Origin of the sequence: Microbacterium sp. NPDC058021, from assembly GCF_042885955.1 — a bacterium.
Taxonomy (GTDB): domain Bacteria; phylum Actinomycetota; class Actinomycetes; order Actinomycetales; family Microbacteriaceae; genus Microbacterium.
Map to the genome: position 1 here is coordinate 691729 of NZ_JBHVRF010000001.1, position 18672 is coordinate 710400.

At 71.9% G+C, this 18672-nt stretch carries 16 protein-coding genes and 1 tRNA gene; 10 read left to right on the forward strand and 7 right to left on the reverse strand.

What is annotated here, in order from left to right:
* Positions 1-58: 58 nt before the first annotated feature.
* The 3 genes from ACFVR6_RS03220 to ACFVR6_RS03230 are packed head-to-tail and all read left to right on the forward strand — an operon-like array spanning position 59 to position 4144.
* Positions 59-1669, forward strand: coding sequence for a xylulokinase (locus tag ACFVR6_RS03220; protein WP_386958746.1), 1611 nt, complete (start codon positions 59-61; stop codon positions 1667-1669).
* Between the two features lie 31 nt (positions 1670-1700).
* Positions 1701-3203, forward strand: a complete 1503-nt coding sequence (gene araA / locus ACFVR6_RS03225) for an L-arabinose isomerase (RefSeq protein ID WP_386958748.1) — start codon at positions 1701-1703, stop codon at positions 3201-3203.
* A gap of 2 nt (positions 3204-3205) precedes the next feature.
* Positions 3206-4144 (forward strand): aldose 1-epimerase family protein, encoded by a 939-nt coding sequence (locus ACFVR6_RS03230; RefSeq protein ID WP_386958750.1) that lies wholly within the window; start codon positions 3206-3208, stop codon positions 4142-4144.
* 22 nt (positions 4145-4166) lie between these two features.
* Here the strand turns inward: ACFVR6_RS03230 and ACFVR6_RS03235 are convergent, their stop codons facing one another.
* Positions 4167-5057 (reverse strand): LysR family transcriptional regulator, encoded by an 891-nt coding sequence (locus ACFVR6_RS03235; protein ID WP_386958839.1) that lies wholly within the window; start codon positions 5055-5057, stop codon positions 4167-4169.
* Positions 5058-5189: 132 nt separating this feature from the next.
* Here ACFVR6_RS03235 and ACFVR6_RS03240 point away from each other — a divergent pair, with 132 nt between their 5' ends.
* The 3 genes from ACFVR6_RS03240 to ACFVR6_RS03250 are packed head-to-tail and all read left to right on the forward strand — an operon-like array spanning position 5190 to position 10788.
* A complete protein-coding gene (locus ACFVR6_RS03240; RefSeq protein ID WP_386958752.1) occupies positions 5190-8684 on the forward strand; it encodes a bifunctional proline dehydrogenase/L-glutamate gamma-semialdehyde dehydrogenase in 3495 nt (1164 codons plus the stop codon).
* Positions 8681-9313: an FMN-binding negative transcriptional regulator gene (locus ACFVR6_RS03245; RefSeq protein ID WP_386958754.1), complete on the forward strand. Its 633-nt coding sequence runs from the start codon at positions 8681-8683 to the stop codon at positions 9311-9313. Before ACFVR6_RS03240 ends, ACFVR6_RS03245 begins: the two co-directional genes overlap by 4 nt.
* A 5-nt stretch (positions 9314-9318) precedes the next feature.
* Positions 9319-10788 carry an amidohydrolase gene (locus ACFVR6_RS03250; RefSeq protein ID WP_386958756.1) on the forward strand — a complete coding sequence of 490 codons (1470 nt, stop codon included), beginning with the start codon at positions 9319-9321 and terminating at the stop codon, positions 10786-10788.
* A 75-nt stretch (positions 10789-10863) separates the two neighbouring features.
* On the opposite strand, the gene ACFVR6_RS03255 is transcribed toward ACFVR6_RS03250, so the two are convergent.
* The 5 genes from ACFVR6_RS03255 to ACFVR6_RS03275 all read right to left on the reverse strand — a co-directional run bounded on the left by ACFVR6_RS03255 (position 10864) and on the right by ACFVR6_RS03275 (position 15274).
* Positions 10864-11061, reverse strand: a complete 198-nt coding sequence (locus ACFVR6_RS03255; RefSeq protein WP_386958757.1) for a hypothetical protein — start codon at positions 11059-11061, stop codon at positions 10864-10866.
* A 117-nt stretch (positions 11062-11178) separates the two neighbouring features.
* Entirely contained in the window at positions 11179-12933 is a 1755-nt protein-coding gene (locus ACFVR6_RS03260; protein WP_386958759.1) for a carbohydrate-binding domain-containing protein, read from the reverse strand.
* A complete protein-coding gene (locus ACFVR6_RS03265) occupies positions 12930-13742 on the reverse strand; it encodes a polyphosphate polymerase domain-containing protein (RefSeq protein WP_386958761.1) in 813 nt (270 codons plus the stop codon). Before ACFVR6_RS03265 ends, ACFVR6_RS03260 begins: the two co-directional genes overlap by 4 nt.
* Positions 13739-14347, reverse strand: a complete 609-nt coding sequence (locus ACFVR6_RS03270; RefSeq protein WP_386958763.1) for a DUF4956 domain-containing protein — start codon at positions 14345-14347, stop codon at positions 13739-13741. Before ACFVR6_RS03270 ends, ACFVR6_RS03265 begins: the two co-directional genes overlap by 4 nt.
* Positions 14348-14413: 66 nt before the next feature.
* Positions 14414-15274: an SDR family NAD(P)-dependent oxidoreductase gene (locus tag ACFVR6_RS03275; RefSeq protein WP_386958764.1), complete on the reverse strand. Its 861-nt coding sequence runs from the start codon at positions 15272-15274 to the stop codon at positions 14414-14416.
* 73 nt (positions 15275-15347) lie between these two features.
* Between ACFVR6_RS03275 and ACFVR6_RS03280 the strand changes: the two genes are divergently transcribed.
* Both ACFVR6_RS03280 and ACFVR6_RS03285 read left to right on the forward strand, forming a co-directional pair.
* Positions 15348-15938, forward strand: coding sequence for an asparagine synthase (locus ACFVR6_RS03280; RefSeq protein ID WP_386958766.1), 591 nt, complete (start codon positions 15348-15350; stop codon positions 15936-15938).
* A gap of 82 nt (positions 15939-16020) precedes the next feature.
* Positions 16021-16093: transfer RNA gene (locus ACFVR6_RS03285), tRNA-Arg, on the forward strand.
* 72 nt (positions 16094-16165) lie between these two features.
* Here the strand turns inward: ACFVR6_RS03285 and ACFVR6_RS03290 are convergent.
* Entirely contained in the window at positions 16166-16438 is a 273-nt protein-coding gene (locus tag ACFVR6_RS03290; protein ID WP_386958768.1) for a DUF1905 domain-containing protein, read from the reverse strand.
* Between the two features lie 172 nt (positions 16439-16610).
* Here ACFVR6_RS03290 and ACFVR6_RS03295 point away from each other — a divergent pair, with 172 nt between their 5' ends.
* Positions 16611-17051, forward strand: coding sequence for an Hsp20/alpha crystallin family protein (locus tag ACFVR6_RS03295; protein WP_386958770.1), 441 nt, complete (start codon positions 16611-16613; stop codon positions 17049-17051).
* Positions 17052-17116: 65 nt separating this feature from the next.
* On the forward strand, positions 17117-18607 hold the full coding sequence (locus tag ACFVR6_RS03300) for an L-serine ammonia-lyase, iron-sulfur-dependent, subunit alpha (RefSeq protein ID WP_386958772.1): 1491 nt from the start codon (positions 17117-17119) through the stop codon (positions 18605-18607).
* Positions 18608-18672: the final 65 nt, after the last annotated feature.

Genomic DNA, 18672 nt, shown 5'->3' on the forward strand with positions numbered 1-18672 from the left:
ACATGACACCGCGGGCTGTTACCGGTAACATCAACCCGAGCACCCCAATGGAGGATCCGTGACCACCACGCCCGACGACGCCCGCGTCGCCGACATCGCAGAGGCCATCCGCGCCGGGCGCACGTCGCTCGGCATCGAGCTCGGTTCCACCCGCATCAAGGCGTGCCTCGTCGATGCCGACGAGCCGGCCCACGTGCTCGCCGTCGGCAGCCACGCCTGGGAGAACAGGTTCGAGGGGCGCCGGTGGACCTACTCCCTCGACGACGTCTGGTCGGGGCTGCAGTCCGCCTACGCCGACCTCGTCGCCGATGTGCAGACGCGCTACGGCGTCACCCCCGATACGTTCGGCGCGCTGGGGGTGTCGGCGATGATGCACGGCTACCTCGCGATGGATGCCGCGGGCGAGCTGCTCGTGCCGTTCCGCACCTGGCGCAACACCCACACGGACGCTGCCGTGACCGCGCTCAGCGAGCTGTTCGAGGTGAACATCCCGCACCGCTGGTCGATCGCCCACCTGTACCAGGCGGTGCTCGACGCCGAGCCGCACGTACCCCGGGTCGACTTCTTCACGACGCTCGCCGGCTACGTGCACTGGCGCCTCACGGGGCACCGCGTGCTCGGCATCGGCGACGCGTCGGGCATGTTCCCGATCGATTCCGCGACCCACGACTACGACGCCGAGCTGCTCGCGCGCTTCGCCGGCCTCGGCACGGGCCTGGACCTCCCCGCGCTCCTGCCCGAGGTGCTCGTGGCCGGCGCTCCGGCCGGCGAGCTGACCTCCGAGGGTGCCGCGCTGCTGGATCCCACGGGCACCCTCCGCCCCGGCATCCCGCTCTGCCCGCCCGAGGGCGACGCCGGCACCGGCATGGTCGCCACGAACGCCGTCGCGCCCCGCACCGGCAACGTCAGCGCCGGCACCAGCATCTTCGCGATGGTCGTGCTCGAGCGCCCGCTCGCCGCGGCCCACCACGAACTCGACCTCGTGACCACACCCGCCGGCGACGCGGTCGCCATGGTGCACTGCAACAACGGCGCGAGCGAACTGGCCGCGTGGGTGGCGATGTTCTCGCGCTTCGCCGAAGCCGCGGGGCAGCCGATCGACACGGATGCCGTGTACGAGACGCTCTTCCGCGAGGCGCTCGCCGGCGACGCGGATGCCGGGGGCCTGCTCGCCTACAACCACCTCGCCGGTGAGCCGATCGCCGGCCTCACCGAGGGTCGGCCGCTGTTCGTGCGCACCCCCGAAAGCTCCTTCACCCTCGCCAACGCGATGCGCGCGCAGCTGTACGGCGTCTTCGGCACCCTGGCGCTGGGCATGCGGGTGCTCGACGACGAAGGGGTGGCGCTGGATCGCATGTTCGCCCACGGGGGCATGTTCCGCACCGCCGGCGTCGCCCAGCGCTTCCTCGCCGGTGCACTCGGCGCCCCCGTCGCCGTCGGCGAGACCGCCGCCGAGGGCGGGGCCTGGGGCATCGCCGTGCTGGCGTCGTACCTGGCATCCGCCCGCGAAGGCACCGACCTGTCCACCTACCTCGACCGCGCGGTGTTCGCCGGCGCCGACATCACCGTGGTCGACCCCGACCCGGCCGACGTCGCCGGCTTCGCGACCTACCTCGACCGCTACCGTGCCGGTCTGGCGGTCGAAGCCGCCGCCGTCGCCGCCCTCTGAACCGCAAGAACCTCAACGAAGGATTCCCCCCATGGCCCTTTCCCCCTCCCTCGACGGCTACGAGGTCTGGTTCGTCACCGGCAGTCAGAACCTCTACGGCGAAGAGACCCTCCGCCAGGTCGCCGACCAGTCGCAGGCGGTCGTCGCCGGCATGTCGGGCCTGCCGGTGCGGGTCGTCTGGAAGCCCGTGCTCAAGGATGCCGACAGCATCCGCCGTCTCGCCCTCGAGGTGAACGGCCGCGACGACGTCATCGGCGTCATGGCGTGGATGCACACCTTCAGCCCCGCCAAGATGTGGATCGGGGGCCTGGACGCACTGCAGAAGCCGCTGCTGCACCTGCACACGCAGGCCAACGTGGAGCTGCCCTGGAACGAGATCGACTTCGATTTCATGAACCTCAACCAGGCCGCCCACGGCGACCGTGAGTTCGGGTACATCCAGACGCGGCTGAACGTCGCGCGCAAGACCGTCGTCGGGCACGTGTCCAACCCGGCCGTCCTTGAGCAGATCGAGCAGTGGCAGCGAGCCGCGGCGGGCTGGCAGGCCGCGCGCACCCTCAAGCTCGCCCGCTTCGGCGACAACATGCGCTACGTCGCCGTCACCGAGGGCGACAAGACCGAGGCCGAGCTGCGCTTCGGCGTGCAGGTGAACACGTGGGGTGTGAACGAGCTGGCGGATGCCGTGGCGGCCGCGACCGACGCGCAGATCGACGCGCTCGTGGCCGAGTACCTCGACACCTACGACGTGGCCGACGAGCTGCGCCCCGGCGCCGAGCGCCACCAGTCGCTGCGCGACGGCGCCGCGATCGAGGTCGGGCTGCGGACGTTCCTCGAGGCGGGCGGCTTCGGCGCGTTCACCACGTCGTTCGAGGACCTCGGCGCGCTGAAGCAGCTGCCCGGTCTCGCCGTGCAGCGCCTCATGGCCGAGGGCTACGGCTTCGGCGCCGAGGGCGACTGGAAGACGGCCATCCTGGTGCGGGTCGCCAACGTGATGGGCGCGGGCCTCCCCGGGGGGGCGAGCCTCATGGAGGACTACACCTACGACCTCGTGGAAGGCGACGAGAAGATCCTCGGTGCGCACATGCTCGAGGTGTCGCCGTCGCTGACGACCGCGAAGCCGCGGCTCGAGGTGCACCCGCTCGGCATCGGCGGCAAGGACGACCCGGTGCGCCTGGTCTTCACCGCCGACCCCGGCCCCGCCGTCGTGGTCGCGATGAGTGACATGCGCGATCGGTTCCGCCTCGTGGCCAACGTCGTCGAGAACGTCGAGGCGCCCGACCTGCCGAACCTCCCGGTGGGCCGGGCGGTGTGGAAGCCCGCCCCCGACTTCGCCACGAGCGCCGGCTGCTGGCTGGCGGCGGGAGCCGCCCACCACACCGTCATGTCCACCGCGGTGGGTATCGAGGTGTTCCAGGACTTCGCCGAAATGGCGGGCACGGAGCTGCTCGTCATCGACGAGGACACCACGGTGCGCGGGTTCCAGAAGGAACTGCGCTGGAACGCGGCCTACTACCGCCTGGCACAGGGGATCTGATCATGGCGCACATTCCGGCATCCGGCATTCAGCATGTCCTGCGTCACGGCCCCTTCGAGGCGGTCGTGGCGAGCGTCGGCGCGTCGCTGCGCTCGCTCACCCACGACGGCCGGCACCTCGTGGTGCCCTTCGCCGCTGACGAGGTGCGCCCCGCCTACCGCGGTGCGACCCTCGCGCCGTGGCCGAACCGGGTCGTCGACGGCCGGTACTCCTTCGGCGGTATCGAGCACCAGCTGCCGCTGACCGAACCCGGCCGCGGTCACGCGCTGCACGGCCTGGCGGCCTGGCTGGATTACGACGCCGTCGACAAGGGGTCGGATCACGTCACCCTCGCCGCGGTCATCGAGCCGCAGACCGGCTACCCGTGGCGGGTGCGGGTGACGACGACCTTCGCGCTCGGCGACGACGGTCTCACCCAGACGGTGCGCGGCGAGAACCTCTCGGCGCACTCCGTGCCGTTCGGCACCGGACCGCATCCCTACCTCGTGGCGCGGGAGGGCACGGTCGACGGCTGGACCCTCGAGCTCCCGGCATCCGAGGTGCTGCAGGTCACCCCCGACCGGCTCATCCCGACCACGCTCGGCCCGGTGGATGCCGAGTTCGACTTCCGCACCGCACGGGCGATCGGCGCGACCGAGATCGACCACGCCTTCACGGCGCTCGCCGCCGATGCCGACGGTGTCTCCACCGTGCGGGTGACCGATGCTGCCGGCCGTGGTGTCGGCATGGCGTGGGATGCCGCGTGCCCCTGGGTGCAGGTGCACACCGCCGACCTGCCCGGTGGCGCCGCCCAGCCCGGCCACCGCGGTGGCCTCGCCGTCGAGCCGATGACGTGCGCGCCGGATGCCTTCAACGCACCGCGCTACGACTTCGACCCGGGTCTCATCGTCATCGAGCCGGGGGCCGTCGCCGAGGCGAGCTGGCGCATCTTCGCGATCTGAGTCGCGCCGCGGAGCGCCGGCCTCAGCGGGGCCGGTGCGCCGCCAGCGCGTCGGCGAGAGCCGTGCGCACCGTGTCGATCGTCGTGCTGTCGCGGGACGACGCACGGGTCGCGGCGAAGATCTCCCGCACCGGGGTGCCGGGGAGGTCGAGCAGTCGCACCGTGTCGCGCTCGCCGGTCCACACCAGGTCGGGGAGCATCGCCACGGCGTGCCCCGCAGCCACCATCCGCACGTGGGCGACGAGGTCGGTCGCGTCGAACCGCACGTCGGGCTCGAATCCCGCAGCGCGGCACTGCTGCACCGCCCACTGCCGCACCGCGGTGCCGCGCGGCTCGAAGATCCAGGCGCGGTCGGCGAGGTCGGTCAGCGAATCGGCCGTATCGTCGCGGGGCAGGGCGAGGCGGATCGGATCCACCCCCAGCACGACCCGGTCGACCCCGTCGCGCAGTTCGCGGGTGTGCCCGGGGTACTGCTCGGCCACGACCAGATCGAACGCGCGGGCGGTCAGCTCGAACAGCCCCTCCTCGGGCGGCAGTTCCACCGCCTCGAGCCGCACCTGCGGGGCGCGCTCGGCGAGCAGGGTGAGGGCCGCGGGGACCAGCGCCTGCGCGGCGGTGGACATCACCGCGATGCGCACCCGGGTCTGCGCGCCGCGGGACGACGACAGCTCGGCGCGCGCCGCCTCGTCGAGCTCGAGCGCGCGCGCGGCGTGCGCCGCCAGAAGGCGACCCTGCGCCGTGAGTCGCACGCGGCGACCGTCGGGCTCCAGCAGCGCGGTGCCCGCCTCCCGTTCCAGCAGCGCCAGCTGCTGCGACACCGTCGAAGGGCTGTAGGCGAGCGCCGCAGCGACTTCGGCGATCGTGCCGCGCTGTGCTAGTTCGTGCAGCAGCCGCAGCCTGCGGAGCTCCAGCATGGGGTCCCTCACCATTCATCGGTTTTATCGAATGATAGTCCTCATGAATGTGTGCTTTTCACGTGGCATCCCGCACCCGCACACTGAAACCTCACGGGTGCCGCTGTCGTGCCCGCCGAGCGAAGAGGCCCCATGACGCTGATCGACCCCACTCCGTCCGAGTCCGCAGACCGCGACGCGGTCGCTGACCGCAATGCCGCCGAACTCGGCGCGCTCGCCGACGACGCCGTCACGCTGGTGCGCCGCTGGCTCGACGAGAGCAGCAGCGTGCCGGTGGACACCGCCGCGAAGCGCCTCGCCGGTGTGCTGCGCGACGAGAACGGCCTGGCGTTCACGGTCGGCTTCGTCGACGGCGTCGTGCGTCCCGAGGACACCAAGGTCGCCGCCCAGAACCTCCGCGCCCTCGTGCCGCTCACCCCCCGATTCCTGCCCGCACCGTTGCGAGGCCTCATCGCCCTCGGCGGCGCGATGGCGCCGCTCCTGCCCGGCATCGTCGTCCCCATCGCCCGCCGGGTGCTGCGCGGCATGGTGCGCCACCTCATCGTGGATGCCACCGACGCGCGGCTCGGCCGCGCCATCCGCCGCATCCGCTCGGCGGAGGGTGTGCGCCTGAACGTGAACCTTCTGGGTGAGGCGATCCTCGGGCAGGACGAGGCCGCCCGGCGCCTCGAGGGCACGCGGCGACTGCTGTCGCGCGACGACGTGGACTACGTCTCGATCAAGGTGTCCTCCACCGTCGCCCCGCACAGCCCGTGGGCGTTCGACGACGCCGTCGCACACGCCGCCGACGCGCTCGTGCCGCTGTTCCACCTCGCCGCGAACGCGCGCACGGGGGCGAAGTTCATCAACCTCGACATGGAGGAGTACAAGGACCTCGACCTCACCCTCGCGGTGTTCAACTCGATCCTGGACCGCCCCGAGTTCCGGTCCCTCGAAGCCGGGATCGTGCTGCAGGCGTACCTGCCCGACGCCCTCGGCGCCATGATGCGGCTGCAGGAGTGGGCGGCGGCCCGCGTCGCCGACGGCGGCGCGCCCATCAAGGTGCGCGTGGTCAAGGGTGCGAACCTGCCCATGGAGCGGGTCGATGCCGAGGTGCACGACTGGCCGTTGGCCACGTGGGAGAGCAAGCAGGCCTCGGATGCCTCGTACAAGGCGGTCCTGGAATATGCGCTCCGCCCCGAGCACATCGGTGCGGTGCGCATCGGCGTCGCCGGTCACAACCTGTTCGACATCGCGCTGGCGTGGCTGCTCGCCGAACGCCGTGGCGTGACGGCGGGCGTCGAGTTCGAGATGCTGCTGGGGATGGCCTCGGCGCAGGCCACGGTCGTCCGCCGCACCGTCGGCTCGCTGCTGCTCTACACGCCCGTCGTGCACCCCGCCGAGTTCGACGTCGCGATCGCCTACCTCATCCGCCGTCTGGAGGAGGGCGCGTCCAGCGACAACTTCATGTCGGCCGTGTTCGACCTCGGCGCCGACCCGGTGCTATTCGAGCGCGAGCGCAGCCGGTTCTTCGCGTCGCTTGCCACCATGCCCACCGAGGTCCCCGCCCCGCGGCGAACGCAGAACCGCGCCGTGGAGCCCGCGCCGGCCCCGCGCGGGTCGTTCGAGAACACCCCCGACACCGACCCCAGCCTCGCCGCCAACCGGGTCTGGGCCGACGGCATCCGCGCGCGCATGCAGGCATCCACTCTGGGCGAGCGCACGGTACGCGAGAACACGCTCGGCGACCAGGCGGCGCTGGATGCCGTGATCGCGCGCGCCGTCGCCGCCGGCTCCGCCTGGCAGGCCCTCGGCGCCGAGGGGCGCGCGGAGATCCTGCACCGTGCCGGCGACGTGCTCGAGCGCCGGCGCGCCGAGCTGCTGGAAGTCATGGGCTCCGAGTGCGGCAAGGTCATCGAGCAGGGCGACCCGGAGGTCTCCGAGGCGATCGACTTCGCCCACTACTACGCCGAGAGCGCCCTGCACGTCGCCGCGATCGACGGCGCCCGCCCGGCGCCCGTCGGACTCACCGTCGTCACACCGCCGTGGAACTTCCCCGTCGCCATCCCCGCCGGCTCCACCCTCGCCGCCCTCGCCGCCGGCTCGCCCGTCATCATCAAGCCCGCCCGTCAGGCGCGGCGCTCGGGTGCCGTGATGATCGAGGCGCTGTGGGAGGCGGGGGTCCCCCGCGACGTGCTGCAGTACGTGCAGCTGGAGGGCCGCGAACTCGGCACCGCACTGGTGAGCGACCCGGCCGTCGAGCGGGTGATCCTCACCGGCGGCTACGAGACGGCCGAACTGTTCCGCAGCTTCCGCCCCGACCTGCCGCTGCTGGCCGAGACGAGCGGCAAGAACGCCATCATCGTCACGCCCAGTGCCGACCTCGACCTCGCCGCGAAGGACGTCGCGTATTCGGCGTTCGGCCACGCGGGCCAGAAGTGCTCCGCCGCGTCACTCGTGATCCTCGTCGGCACGGTGGCCTCGTCCGAGCGCTTCCGCCGCCAGCTCGTCGACGCCGTCGGGGCGTACCAGGTCGGCGCGCCGTGGGAGGGGGCCACCCGCATCGGCCCGCTCATCGGCCCGGCCGACGGCAAGCTGCTGCACGCGCTCACGACCCTCGAGCCGGGGGAGCGCTGGGTGCTGCCTCCGGTCAAGCTCGACGACGCCGGCGCCCTCTGGCGTCCCGGCATCCGCGAGGGCGTCGTGGCCGGGTCGCCCTTCCACCTGACCGAGTACTTCGGGCCGGTGCTGGGCGTCATGACCGCCGCGACCCTCGACGAGGCGATCGGGATGGTCAACGCGATCGAGTACGGCCTGACCTCGGGCCTGCACTCGCTCGACGAGCGTGAGATCGCCTCGTGGCTGGCCACCGTCGAAGCGGGCAACCTCTACGTCAACCGCGGCACGACCGGCGCCATCGTGCAGCGCCAGCCGTTCGGCGGCTGGAAGAAAGCCGCCGTCGGCGCCGGCACGAAGGCGGGCGGACCCAACTACCTCGTCGGGCTCTCCGGGTGGACCGACGCCCCCGTGAACGCCCCCGCGCCGAGCGACGCGCTCTCGACCGGCGCCGTGCGTGCCGCCGGCATCGATGAGGACGAACTGACCTGGCTGCGCGGCGCCTTGGCGACGGATGCCGCCGCCTGGCAGGACGAATTCGGGAGGGTCCGCGACGCCACGGGGCTCGACAGCGAGCAGAACGCGCTGCGCTATCAGGCGGTGCCGGTGACCGTGCGGTTCGAAGGCGCCCGCGACGTCGAGCTCGTCCGCGTGGTCGCCGCGGGCCTGCGCGCCCGGGCGCGGGTGACGGTGAGCGCCGCAGCGCAGCTGTCGACTCCCGTGCGCACGTGGCTCATCGCTCAGGGCGTCGCGGTCGCCGTCGAGGGCGAAACGGCGTGGACCGCCCGCGTCGGCCGCCTCGCGGAGCAGGGCGGCCGGGTCCGCCTCATCGGCGGCGACGCCGCCGACCTCGCCGCGCGCACCGGCGGTTCGCCCGCCGTGGCGCTGTACACCGGTGCGGTCGTCGCCGCGGGCCGCGTGGAGATGCTCCCGTTCCTGCGCGAGCAGGCCGTGTCGATCTCGGCGCACCGCTTCGGCACGCCCCGCCGCTACGAGATCCCCGTGCTCGCCCCGGTCGGCGGTGTCGCATGAGGCTCGCCCCCGACTACGCCGTCGATGACGTCGCGGCCGTGCGCGCCCTCGTGCGGGAGAACCCCTGGGCCACCCTCGTCAGCTTCGTGCCGGGCAAGGGGATCGTGGCATCCCACTATCCGGTGCTGCTGGAGGAGGACGCCGAGGGGATCGTGCTCGTCAGCCACGTGGGGCGCCCCGACGAGCGGCTGCACGAACTGGGTGCGCACGAGTGCATGGTCATCGTCTCGGGGCCGCAGGGCTACGTCTCGCCCGGCTGGTACGACACCTCACCCGCTGTGCCGACCTGGAATTTCGCCGTCGCCCACCTCCACGGCACGCCGGAGCTGCTCGGCGACGCCGAGAACCTGCGCGTGCTCGAACGTCTCGTGGATCACTTCGAGCGTGTGCTTCCGGAGCCCTTCCTCATGAACCGCAGCCTCGAGAACGCCGACTACGCCGCGCGCATCGTGCACGGCACGGTGGGATTCCGGCTGCGGGTGACGCGGTTCGAAGCGAAGGAGAAGATGAGCCAGGACAAGCCCGCCGCGGTGGTCGAGCGCGTCATCGAGGCGCTCGGGCGCCCCGGCCCGTATGCCAATCCGGCGTTGGCCGCGCGCATGGCGCAGGTCCACGCTCTGCCATCATGAGCCCCATGACCCCCACCCGCCTCACCCTGCGCAACGCCCGTCGGTACGGCGGCGAGCCGATGGACATCACCATCGATGACGGCCTCATCACGGCGATCGCCCCCGCCGGCTCCGCACTGCCTACCGGCGAGGTCGTCGACGTCGCCGGCCGATACGTGGGACCTGGCCTCTGGGACGCGCACGTGCATTTCACGCAGTGGGTCATCCGCCGCCGCCGCGTGGATCTGACCGCCACCGAAAGCGCGGCCGACGTGCTGGCGGCCGTGCGCGTCGCCCGGCGCGACGGGGCAGCGCTCAGCGACGGGATGCTCATCGGCTACGGCTTCCGTGACGGCCTGTGGCCGCAGCCGGCCTCGCTCGCCGCCCTCGAGGCGATCGAGTCCGATGTCCCCGTCGTGCTCATCAGCGGCGACCTGCACTGCGCGTGGATGAACACCCGCGCCGCCGCCCGGCTGGGCCTCGCCCTCGACGCGTCCGGCGTCGTGAGCGAGGCGCCGTGGATCGCGGCGATGCAGGGCATCCAGGAGACCTCGACGCTGCCGGCGCAGGCGTTCGCCGAGGTCGCCGATGCGGCGGCGCGGCGGGGCGTGGTCGGCATCGTCGAGTACGAGAACACCGACAACGTCGGGGAGTGGTCGCAGCGCGTCGCGTGCGGGGTGACCAGCCTGCGGGTGGATGCCGCGGTGTGGCCCGATCGTCTCGAGCAGGCGATTTCGGCGGGCCTTCGCACCGGCGATCGGGTGGAGCCGACCGGCCTGGTCACGATGGGGCGGCTCAAGGTCATCGTCGACGGGTCGCTGAACACCCGCACCGCGTGGTGCTGGGACCCGTACCCCGGGGTCGACCCCGGCAGCGCCCACGCGTGCGGCATCGAGAGCGTCCCGGTGGCCGAACTCCGCCGTCTGCTCGCCCGCGGGCACGCCGCCGGCATCGGTGCGGCCGTGCACGCGATCGGTGACCGGGCCAACACCGAGGTGATCGACGCGTTCGAGCAGCTGGGCATGTCCGGCATCATCGAGCACGCCCAACTCGTGCGCGACGACGACCTCGCCCGGTTCGCCCGACTGGGACTGGTTGCCAGCGTGCAGCCCGAGCACGCCATGGACGACCGCGATGTGGCCGATCGGTACTGGGCTGGGCGCACCGGCCGTGCCTTCGCGTTCGGCTCGCTGCACCGCTCGGGCGCCGCGCTGCGCCTCGGGTCCGATGCCCCCGTGTCGCCACTTGACCCGTGGCATGCCATCGCGTCGGCCACGTCGCGCAGCCGCGGCGACCGCGAGCCGTGGCATCCGGAGCAGCGCCTGCCGTTGCCGGCGGCGCTGGACGCCAGCAGCCGCACGCGCCTCGCGGTGGGAGAGCCCGCCGATCTCGTGATCGTCGACCGTGACCCGTACGCCTCCGACCGCGACGGGCTTCGCACCATGCCGGTGGCGGGCACGTTGCTGGGCGGCCGCTTCACCTGGCGTGAGTTCTAGCGGCCGGCGCGGTCCCCCGCCCCGCTCACGACGACGGGCCCCGCAGTCGCCTGCGGGGCCCGTCGCTTCGCGGGGTCATTCGTCGCGGAGCTTCTCCTTGACTTCGTTGCGGGTCTGCACGGAGTCGCGCTCCGCCTCGGCCTTCTTCACATCGGCCTCGGCCTTGTGCTCGTCGACCTTGTCCTTGACCTTGTCGACCGTGTCTTCGAACGCATCCTTGGCCTTGCGGGCTGCGGTCTCGGCAGCATCCTTCGCGTCATCGATGAATCCCATGATTCGCTCCTTTCGTGGAGGCGGCCCGGGTTCGATCCGGCCGTCTAGCGTGCCTTAGACGTTAACCGCGTGGCCGCCACCGGTCATGGGGTTGAACCGGGCCGACTCTGGTGATATTCACCGTGGCGGCACGGGGGTGCCGGGGCCGCCGCCCATGCCCGGTCCGCCCATGCCGGCCGAGCTCTGCTCCCCGGCGACGGCGGTGGCGACCGTGTCGCCGTCGGCGACGAGCGAGTAGGTCTCGCCGTTGACGAGCCCGGCGGTCGAGAACACCAGGCTCTGCGCCTGCTTGGTCGCCGTCACCGTGCCGAGCTTCTGGCCCGAGGCGGAGACGACGGTCAGGGTGGTGCCGGCGGGGATGCGGCTGCGGACGGTGAACTGCACGCTCGCCTGTGCGGAGTCGGCGCGGGGCGCCTGCGCCATGCCCGCGGTGCCGAGCGCGTAGAGGGTGCCGCCCGAGATCGTCACCCCGCCGTCGGCGTCGATCGCGCCGTTGCCGTCGTTGGTGGGCCCCTGCACGACGACCGTGCCGCCGCCCATCTCGACCGCACGATTGGCGTCGAGCCCGTCGCCTCCCGCGTCGACCGTCAGGTCGCCGCCGGTGATGACGAGGGTGAGCGCGGCGGTGCCGGCGTCGGGCTCGGAGACGTTGACGGCATCGTCGCTGGCGGTCAGTGCGATGGTGCCGCCCTCGATCGTGATCTGTCCGGCCTCGAGGCCCTCGACCGACGAGGCCACGGCGACCTCTCCCTCGGAGACGACCAGCTGCAGCTCGGCGTGGGCGCCGTCGTCACCGCTGGAGAGCTCCACGTCGGCCCCGGAGAAGTGCACGTACGCGTCGGTGTTCACGGCGTCGTCGGCCGCGTCGATGCGGGTCGTCCCCGCCTCAAGCACGGCGATGGTGCCCGCCACGATGCCCTTCGCCCCCGAATCGGGGTCGGAGGTCGCCCCGCCGCCGGCGGTGATGTCCACGGTGCCGCCGGTCTGCACGACGTCGGTGAACGCATCGACGCCGTCGCCGCCGACGGTGAGGGCGAGCGTGCCGCCCTCGATCGCGATGAAGCCGCGGTCGGCGTCCTCCTCGTTGTCGGCCTTCAGCCCGTCGCCGCCCGCATCGACGGCGATGTCGCCGTCGCGGACGATGAGGTAGTCCTTGCCGCGGATGCCGTCATCCGCCGCATCGACGTTGATCGTGCCCGACTGGATCACGAGTCCGTCGCGCGACGCGATGGCGTCGTTGCCGTTGCCGGTGACCGACAGCGCCCCGGTGCCGGTGATGGTGAGGTCGGCGGCGCTGGCCAGCGCCGCGTCGGCCTCATCGTCCTCGGCATAGCTCGCGGCGTCGCTCAGGGTGTTCGTCGAGCCCTCGGCCAGCACGACGACCGCCTCGTCGGCGGCGACGATGTCGATCGCAGCACCGGCGGTGTGGGCGATGTTCACACCGTCGAGCACGAGGGTCACGGTGCCTTCGCGAGCGCTGTCGACCACGACCTGACCCTCCAGGTCACCGCTGAGCAGGTACGTGCCGGCGGCGGAGATCGTCACGGTGGACCCGGCGATGTCGACATCGGCGGACGCCGACGACGCGGTCGACCCGTCGAGGTCGATCGCCGCGGCATCCGCTTGGGACCACTCGGCGTCAGCGGGGTCGTCGTGCGCTTCCTGGTTGCCGGCGAGCACATCGGCGGCGGTGGAGAAGCCGTCGAGTGCCGTGTCGACGGCGGGCTCAGCCTCGGAGGTCGCCTCGGGCGTCGTGGCCGGCGCGGCGCTCTGCGTGCCGGCCGCGCAGCCGGCGAGGGTGAGCGCGAGGGCCGTGGGCGCTGCCACCAGCCACAGCCGGCGGCGGGAAGTGGGCTCGGGCAGGGGAGTCATGCGTTTCCTTTCAGAGCGCGGAAGTGGCGCACCAGGGTGCGGTGCCATTTGTTGTGGGGAAGGCCCGGTCGCAGTGCCGCGAGGCCCGTGCCGTACTTCGAGACCGTCGCGGGACGGTGCCCGCAGCGCCAAAGCGCGCGGTCGAGTGCGCCGGCGCGGCATCCGGACTTCGTCTCGACGATGACGGTGTCGGGGAGCGTGAGGATGCCGCGGCCTGCGGGGGCGTGCAGATCCCGCCACCGCAGGTCGACGTCGATCGTGCCGCGGGAGGCGTCCTCCTGTTCGCCGTCGCCGGGGACCAGGAGCGTCGCCCGGCGGTACCCGGTGGTGAGCACGGGTTCAAGGCGCTGCGCGATCGGCTCGGTGCCCGGGATGCCGGCGTCGGAGAGCATGGCCGCGGCGTAGCCGACGGCGGCGTCGTCCAGACCCGCGTGCACCTCGTCGACGGCGACCGGCACTCGTTCCTTCACGGTGGTCGAGCGTCCGCCGCGGGTCTTGACCTCGAGGAACGATCCACCGGAGTCGACGTAGGTGCGCGTCCGCACCTTGAACCGGCGGCGCCTGCCGTGGGCCGCGCCCAGGAAGCTATCCAGCGCCGGAGTGTCGAAATAGCGCGATGCGTAGCGCAGCAGCCGCTCGCCGCCGACCTCGAGCACCTCGGTCCCGGCCGGCAGCTGGGCGAGCACGGCGGGCAGGGCAGTTCGCGGCAGGATGTATTTGCGGTCGACACGCGTCTGCAGCTCGGCGGCGGCGTTCAGGTCCTCGAGACCGAGCGGGCGGAGGGCCTCGAGGGCCGCGAGCGCCGTCATCGCGCCATCGCCTCGCGCTGCTCGCGCCGCGCGGTGTCCTGCCGCTCGATCGCGCGACGCTCGCGCGGCAGCGCGAAGCGCACATCGACGGTGGTCGTGTCCGAGACGAGGTCGACGCAGCGGATGGTGATGCCGTGCACGGGGCAGCCCAGCAGCTGCCCGACGGCGGCGGTCGCGGCGCGCTCGTCGGTGTAGGCGCGGTCGAGCACCATCGTCTGTTCGCGCGAGCGGCGCAGCATCGCCGGGCTGTCGACGACGGCGAGCACCGTGACGATGAGGGCGACGAGCCCCACGCTCAGCCAGCTGATCGTGGGGGAGAGCCCGCACACCAGCCCGATCGCGAGGGCGGCGAAGTAGTAGGCGATCTCGCTCTGGTCGATCTCACTCGAGCGCAGGCGGATGATCGACAGGACACCGAAGAGGCCGAGGCCCACCCCCGCGCCGATCGTCGTCGAGCCCAGCACCATCGACACCGCGACCACGCCGACGTTGATGCCGACGAATGCGATCGCGAGATCCCGGCGCCGGTGACGCGGGAAGTACACCGCATAGGCGAGCACGAAGATGGCGATGAGATCCAGTGCGATGGCAGCGACGATGTGCATGGGGGCCTTCCGATTCGGGTTGCCTCCATTCAGCGACGCGCAGTTTTGCGGATGCTATGACGGGGTTCAGTCGCCGCTTCGAGTCGGCTTCGCGATGGGCGTCGTGGTGTCGACGGCCTCCCGCAGCGGCCGCCGCATCGCGGCCCAGTAGTGCACGGGGGTGACGCGGGTCAGCACGTCCACGAGCCGCGCTTGGCGGCCGATCATCGTGCGCGCGCGGCGGTGCCGGGTCGCCGCGACGATGCGCGCCGCGGCATCCCGGGGCTCGGTGCGGTACATGGCCGCCTGTGCGGCTGCGGCCCGGTCGGCCACGGCGGGGTCGAGGGCGGCGGCGTAGCGCCCGCGCAGCACGATGCCGGTCTTGACACCTGCGGGGTAGACGGCGCCGACCGTCACGGTGGAGCCCGCCAGTTCGTGGCGCAGCGCCTCGGTGAAACCGCGCACCGCGTATTTGCTCATCGCGTAGGGGATGCGACCGGCGGGCGCGGCCAGCGCATAGATCGACACCAGATGGGTGATGTGAGCGGCGGGCGCCCGGCGCAGCGCCGGCAGCAGCGCCTGGGTGATGTTGACGGTGCCCCAGAGATTCACATCCATGAGCCAGCGCATCTCGGCCATCGTGAGCTGGTCGATCGATCCGAGCATCGACGACCCCGCGCACGTGATGAGCGATTGGACGTGCGGGTGGGATGCCGTGACGGCACCGGCCACCACGGCGACGGCGTCGTCGTCGGTGAGGTCGACGACGTGGGTCGTGTGGCCGGAGCCGGTGAGGGTCGCCGCGACCGCGGCGAGGCCGTCGGCATCCCGGTCGATGAGGGCGACGCGGGCGCCGGCGGATGCCAGCTGTCGCGCGACCTCGGCGCCCATCCCGGCGGCTGCGCCCGTGATGACGCTCGTCGCGCCGCGGACCTGAAGTGGCGGCATCCTGGCTCCTTCGTTGGAATCCTGAATCGATTCTGGCGCACCCCTCGCCCTAGGATCGATATAAGGGGGTGCCGTGGCGCAGCGACGAAAAGTCAAGCACGACGACATCGTCGCCGAGGGGCTCTACATCGCATCGGCGGCGACGCGGCTCGCGTTGAAGAACCGCATCCTCGTCGACATCCTCACCGGCGGTGAGGACTACTCCGAGGCCCGGTTCGTCCCGCACGCACGGGACACGCTGCTGCACCTCGCCGAGGAGGCGGAGGCCGACGCCGAGCGCACCGAGCGGGAGCGCAAGACGGCCAAGGGGCGCCACACCGACTCGGATGGCACCCACGACTACCGCAGCCGTGACGTGCGCAACCTGCGCAAGCGCGCCCGCCAGTCCCGGCACATCGCCAAGGAGCTGCGGGAGCGGGCCGAGGATCCGCTGGAGCTCGCGAAGCTCGTGGAGGACGCCCGCGACGCCGCCTGGTCGGAAGTGGCCAAGAACATCGACCGCACGCTGAGCATCGAAGCCGCCCGCCCCGACCTCGAGCCCGACTACGACCGGATGCGCCGCGCGCGCATGCAGGCGCTGCGCATGGTCGACATCCCGAAACTGCGCGCGCATCGCCGCGCGGTCGAACGCGCCGTCGCCGAACGGGGCGACGCGCCCGGGTGACCGCGCGCAGGCCGCTCGATTCGCGCGTCGTGCCGACGTCGGGTAGGCTTATCGACGGCCCGCACGAGAGTGCACAGGCCATGCGCCCGTAGCTCAATGGATAGAGCATCTGACTACGGATCAGAAGGTTGGGAGTTCGAGTCTCTTCGGGCGCACACTGTGTTGAGACAGTTTCGAAAGGCCCCGGTTCGCCGGGGCCTTTCGTGTTTCCCGGGGGCCCGAGCGGGCTACCGCTTCGCGATCACGACCCGAACCTGGTCGCCGATGTCCTTGCCCAGCGCTTTGCGCACCTTGGCGCTCAGCGACACCATGTGCCCGCCGGTGCCCGTGACCATGGCGCCGACGTTCTCGAGTTCCACGTCGTCGACGGTCGCATCGACGCGCACCGTCTTCTTCGTGCCGAGAAACGCAGCGGAGTCGGGGATCTCGACGCAGCTCCACGTCTCGCCCTTGACGTCGACTCCGATCCGGCCGTCGAACACGATCTGGTCTGCGCTCATGCGCACACCCTATCTGCGCGCCATGGCGATCCGCGGTGGCTGGCAACCCGGTGTGACCCCTTGGCACTCTCGTGCGAGAGTGCTAATCTGGACGCAGTTGAGTCGATGTGACTCAACTTTGAAGACCTGACATGGATGCCGGGGCTCCCGGCACCGCTCGAGAGGAGACGACATGGCGAACTACGACCCGCTCCGTGACCTAGAGCGTTTTGCAACGAACCTGATGGACCCCGTCCGCCGCGGACCGCGGCAGATGCCGATGGACCTCTACCGTGAAGGCGACCACTACGTGCTTGCCGCCGACCTGCCGGGCGTCGACCCGGGCTCGGTCGACATCGACGTCGACGGCCAGCTGCTGACGATCCGTGCCGAGCGCACCCTCAACGTCGGCGAAGGCGTGAAGTGGATCACCCGCGAGCGCGAGGCCGGCAGCTTCCTGCGCCAGCTGAGCCTCGGCCAGGGCCTGGACACCGAGCACATCGCCGCGACCTACCGCAACGGCGTGCTGAGCGTGCGCATCCCGGTGAGCGAGAAGGCGAAGCCCCGCAAGGTCGAGGTGACCACCGAGGACTCGGGCCCCACGCTCGAGGTCAACGAGTCGTCGCAGGCGTAACCACACGCCGACACCGCACGCAGCCCCGGACCCGCGTCCGGGGCTGCGGCGCGTAGGCTCGAAGGGTGAGCGCATACGTCTCGGCGTTCGAGCTGTTCTCCATCGGAGTAGGACCCTCGAGCTCCCACACGGTCGGCCCCATGCGCGCGGGTCGTGACTTCGCCGCGCGCCTGCGCGAGACCGGAGCGCTTCCGCGCGTCGCCCGCCTCGACTGCGCCCTCTACGGCTCGCTCGGGGCGACCGGCATCGGCCACGGCACGCCCGACGCCGTGGTGGCGGGCCTTCAGGGGCACGTGCCCGAGTCGGTCGATCCCGAGACGGTACGCCATACCTGGACCGACTGGCCCGAGGGTCGCGCCCTCATACTCGACGGCACGCACCCCATCGCGTTCGCGAAGGAGCACGTCACCTTCGCGCCCCGTACGCGGCTGCCCGGCCACCCCAACGCCATGACGCTGACGGCGACGGATGCCGCGGGCATCACCGTGGCTGAGGAGACCTACTACTCCATCGGCGGCGGCTTCATCCGCCGCGAGGGCGAAGCGCCGCAGGTGGCGACCACGCCCTTCCCGCTGCAGTACGACAGCGCCGACGAACTGCTCGCGCTGTGCGATGAACGCGGCATCACGATCGCCGAAGCGGCGCGGCTGAACGAACAGGCGCTGCGCAGCGAGGCCGAGGTCGCCGCCGGCCTCGACGCCATCTGGGATGCCATGAGCGCGTGCGTCGAGGCGGGCCTGAGCGCCGACGGCGTGCTGCCGGGCATGCTCAAGGTCAAGCGGCGAGCGGGCCTCATCCGTCAGCAGCTCGAAGCAGTCGAAGCCGAGGGACACCGCGAGCTGCCGGGGGAGTGGCTGGGCGCGTTCGCCCTCGCCGTCAACGAGGAGAATGCCGCCGGCGGGCGCGTCGTCACGGCGCCGACCAACGGCGCCGCCGGCATCCTCCCCGCCATCGGCATGTTCTGGTGGCGGTTCCTGGCCGACGTGGGCCTGGGCGACGGCAACGCCGTGACCCCCTACGGCGAGCTCGTCGGCAGTGCCCTGCTGGGCTTCCACCCGCCGACGGGCGAGCCCACCGACCCGATCGACGACGCCGCACGCACCGAGGCGAACCGCCGCCGCGGCATCCGCCGGTTCCTGCTCACCGCGACCGCGCTCGGGTCGCTGTTCAAGGCGAACGCGTCGATCTCGGGCGCCGAGGGCGGATGCCAGGCCGAGGTGGGGTCTGCATGCGCCATGGCCGCCGCAGGGCTCACCGCCGTCATGGGCGGCACGAACCGGCAGATCGAGAACGCCGCCGAGATCGCGATGGAGCACCACCTCGGGCTCACGTGCGATCCGGTGGGCGGGCTCGTGCAGATCCCGTGCATCGAGCGCAACGCCATCGCCGCCTCCACCGCCGTCACCGCTGCGCGCCTGGCCATGCGCGGCGACGGCTCGCACTACGTCTCGCTGGACACCGTGGTCGAGACGATGCGCCAGACCGGCATCGACATGTCGACCAAGTACAAGGAGACCAGCGAAGGCGGGCTCGCCGTCAACGTCATCGAGTGCTGACCTCGGCGCGGTGGCGTCACGCGTAGGATCGAGGCACCCGAATTCCGGTCCGTCAGCAAGGATGC